Here is a 3,610-nt window from a genome sequence, read left to right as displayed (position 1 = left end):
TCATGCGGCGACGAAGGGCGCTCATCGGCTTGGCTTCGGTCATCGGGAGCTCCTGCTGGGCTGGGTGGCTTCAACACCCAAACCCTCCCAGCAGGAGCCTCCCGTCACAAACCCCGCAGCTTTCCCGCGTCAGCGGGTTCGTTCAATCCTGAATGTCGATCCGCCCTAGTATTGCTCGCTCTCCCCTCCCCCAGCGGGCATGCCGGTCCGCGCGGTCGTGGTAGCCGCGCTGGCCGGCTTCTTTCGCGGATGGCGATTGAGAGTGGCCGGCGATGAAACCCCAGAGTACCGATCGGCGACGGCAGCGTGGCTTCGAGTTTCCACGCCGCAAGCGGATGACGATCCGCGACGAAGCCGAATATGAGCGCATATTAATGCGCGCCCGACTGCTACACGATACGGAAGGGGATCATTCGACTGAACTAGAAATCATAGCCTTGGCCATCCTCGAATGGGAGCTATGTCGCGGGGCTGCTGAGACCTGATTGGTTCCAGGGGGGCTGCAAGGCCCCACGATGATCACACTGGCCAAATGATGGGCGGCAGTTCCGATACAAACTCGGCAACGCTGGGCTGCGGTTTCAGCCCGGCTTCGACCTTCGCATACGCTGTCGCGCCATGCCACGAAGGTGGCCGCCTCAGCCGCCCAGGCGGCGACGGTCGAGTTCACGTAAGAGGCGCAGGTGATGCTGCTATCGTAACTGCGCTGTTGCACTGTCACATCGAATGGCAGGCCCTTGATAGCCGCGACGAAGCTGCCGTCTGGCCGGCGGTACTGAAGGTCCATTATGCGATCCTCTTTGCGCGGCAGTGGTACCCGTTACCACCTGCGGTCATTACCGTCGTGCCGCCCGGGGCAACCCCACCGTAGCAGTTGCCGTTGAGGGCGCCGGTTCCGGATGCCCACTGGGCGCCCCAGTATTCCGGCAGGACGAGCGCTGTGCCGGGCTGCGTTGACAGCAAGGATTTGGCCGAGACGCTTGTGTCTTGGGGTCGAAAGCAAGCCCGGAGACGAGAGCCTGAGCAAACGCGTCGCGCGCTTGGCCAGGCAGGGCTCCGCCCTGTCGGGCATCGGATCCTCGAGCAGGCTTGCCTGACACGGATCTGGCGACCTGCTGACAACCCCGCTCTTAAGAGCGGAGAAGCCTGGCCCGCAACGCAGAAGACGACGCACACACACAACTGCTACTCCACCAGCAAAGAGCAGCCCCGCCCGGCTGGGGGGTCGTTTTTGGCGGGGCTACTCCCAGGCCGTGACGGCGCCGGATGTGGGCGACGCCTCCACGCGATAGCGAACCCATCGCGAAGCGCCGAGTTCCGTGCAGCAGACTCAATGTGTCAGGGTTTTTTGACAGTCTGGCGTGCGAGAGCGTCAGCAATAGCGGTCTCATCGAACCGCTGTACGGCAAGTTTGGCCAGATCGATCGTTTCGCCCGCCGACCACAAGCCGGCGACGATGTAGCCAAGGCGTTCACGCTGGCCGGCGGCCATCAACACGTCGAACGATCCGCGTGCATCGATCTCGCTCCAAGCCTTCTCGAACGCGGCCACGATCAGGGCGAGTTCTTCCGGTGTGGCCACAATGGAACGAAACGGCATCGCTATTCCCCCGCGATGCACAGTTTATAATTCATCAAAAGAACGCAAGGGGAAATGGGCGGGCCGGAGACCCCGCCGTATGGCAGCGACGGGGCCCGCGGCCGTGCGGTCCCGAGGAGAATGGCGAGGCCGGCACGCCGTGCAAACGAATGAATCCGAAGTCTGTTCCGTCTCAATCTGGCGGCTAAAGAGAGGGAAAATTCTTCGGAGATGCCCTGTTTCTGCTCCTCCCCGGTCGCCTGGCTCCTTGCCGATCGAGAGGTCTCGACGAGTTCCGAGGCATGGCGCCACGAATGCGAGAGGAGCATCTGCTTGGCATGCCGGAGGCGGAGCGAGCCGGATTTCTTGATGGCACTCCGGGCGCCATCGATCGCGAAAGCCGAGGCGTCAAATCTATTCGCGGAGAGGCTGCCGTCGCCGCGCTCAAGAGATTGAGCGGCTGCGGCGAATCAGAGCCCGGGGCGATCGCAAGATGGCCCGCCCCCCTTTTGGAGTGACGGGCCAAGTTCAATGGGAGGTGCGGAGAGGAACGCACCAACACGCGAGAGTTCCCGCGCCTGCAATCGGATCCACTTCACCTTGCAAAGCGGCCTTCGTATTTGAACTGCGGCGCCGCCTTCAACTGCTCCTTGGTGGCATTGATCCGAGCGTTCCATTTCTTGTCCGTCGCATTCCAGGTGACGGCAAGCGCACTCGGGCTGACCGCAACATAATGCGTGCCCATACCAAGGAACCCGCCGACCGACAGGATGTAGGACGCTAGCGAGTTACCGGCGATGACGACATCCTCGATCTCGCCGACATTCTCATCGGCGGCATTCTTGACATTGAGGCCCTTCAGGCTGCTGACAAGCGCAGATGCCTCGTCCACCGACACGAAGACGGGGGACGTAGCGGGCGCTGGGACGGGTGCCGTCTGCGCAAACGCCGCGCCGGAAAGCAGGGTTGCTGCAAGAGCGAAAGTGGTAGCGCGCATGGTCGAATGTCCTTCTTTTGGCCCGCAGCCTGGGTCTGCTGCGGCAGGGTGGAAAGATAATTCCGGGCACCCCAATCTGTTCCGACGGCCTAGCGGCCGCGCTCATTGATCGGCTGAATTCAGTGCGGAACAAGCACGACGGTCTGGGGTTTTGAAAGCGGCCGGGGGAGGACATTCACGAGGGAGAACGTCCATGACCTTCCGAATTCTGACCACCTTGTTCGCCGCCGCCCTTGCGAGTTCGGCCGCGCTGGCACAGACCACCACAACCACGACCATCACGACCGAACAGTCCGGCAAGATCAAATCCTACTTCATGAAGGAGAAGCCCAAATCCGTGAAGATCCAGGAATCGGTCSCTGTTGGTGGAACTCTTCCGGCATCGGTGGAGCTACACACATTTCCCACGGATGTCGGCGTGACACAGTACCGATATACCATGGTCAACGACCGCGCTGTCCTGGTTGAGCCCAGCTCGCGAAAGATCATTCAGATCATCGAGTAACGGCCAGCCCACCGCCCTGGCGCTCTCCACGTCAGGGCGGCACGCTAGAAGTCGATCATACAGCGCTGGATAGAACTTGGGGGCAACGTATCCAGTACGTTCCACAACACCATGCAACTACCAGCGGAGCTCTGTCGACTCTGGCCAGCCCAGACCATCCAGGCGGTCTTGTTGGCCAGCGACAACGACCTGCATGGTCGGCTTGCGCGAGCAGATTCCCGCGCGCCGGCGTCTCAGGATCTCCTTCCTCTAATAAGCGCCTCCAACTCCAAAGAGGCCGCCAACTCTTCGTATTCCATAATCCGCTCGGCCATGGCAGCCGCAGAAGACGTGTTAGTCCACATTTCTGAATCGGCGTCATGGCGCAAATTTAAGTGCGCGTTCCGAAGTGGCCATCCTCCCACCAAGGTATGGATCTGCCGAGCCGACCCAAGCCTGCCCCCATCAGCACCCTTTACGAGATCTGTTGCATGGAGGGCGGGTTGGGGGCCCTGATTATTCTCGACGACGAGGTCGAGCAGTCCTTTGGC

The 3,610-nt window shown here is 61.5% G+C and carries 5 protein-coding genes; 2 read left to right on the top strand and 3 right to left on the bottom strand.

Translation table 11 applies throughout. The features are described 5' to 3' along the window. Positions 1–1,338 precede the first annotated feature (1,338 nt). The gene (locus tag AC1D34_RS35185; RefSeq protein WP_476826743.1) at positions 1,339–1,599 is read right to left on the bottom strand and encodes a hypothetical protein; all 261 of its coding nucleotides are present in this window, start codon (positions 1,597–1,599) and stop codon (positions 1,339–1,341) included. Between the two features lie 281 nt (positions 1,600–1,880). On the opposite strand from AC1D34_RS35185, the gene AC1D34_RS35180 reads away from it, so the two are divergent. Further along, on the top strand, positions 1,881–2,096 hold the full coding sequence (locus AC1D34_RS35180; RefSeq protein WP_476826742.1) for a DUF7696 family protein: 216 nt from the start codon (positions 1,881–1,883) through the stop codon (positions 2,094–2,096). 77 nt (positions 2,097–2,173) lie between these two features. Here the strand turns inward: AC1D34_RS35180 and AC1D34_RS35175 are convergent, their stop codons facing one another. Beyond that, positions 2,174–2,575, bottom strand: coding sequence for a PRC-barrel domain-containing protein (locus AC1D34_RS35175; protein ID WP_476826741.1), 402 nt, complete (start codon positions 2,573–2,575; stop codon positions 2,174–2,176). Between the two features lie 193 nt (positions 2,576–2,768). On the opposite strand from AC1D34_RS35175, the gene AC1D34_RS35170 reads away from it, so the two are divergent. Beyond that, the gene (locus AC1D34_RS35170) at positions 2,769–3,080 is read left to right on the top strand and encodes a DUF1236 domain-containing protein (RefSeq protein WP_476826740.1); all 312 of its coding nucleotides are present in this window, start codon (positions 2,769–2,771) and stop codon (positions 3,078–3,080) included. A gap of 233 nt (positions 3,081–3,313) precedes the next feature. On the opposite strand, the gene AC1D34_RS35165 is transcribed toward AC1D34_RS35170, so the two are convergent. After that, positions 3,314–3,610, bottom strand: a 297-nt coding sequence (locus tag AC1D34_RS35165; RefSeq protein WP_476826739.1) for a hypothetical protein, incomplete at its 5' end; no start/stop codon positions are given.

Source organism: Allobosea sp. P1_A7 (assembly GCF_056406775.1).
Note: the sequence above shows the minus strand (reverse complement) of the source record. Positions and strands in the feature narration are given on the sequence as shown.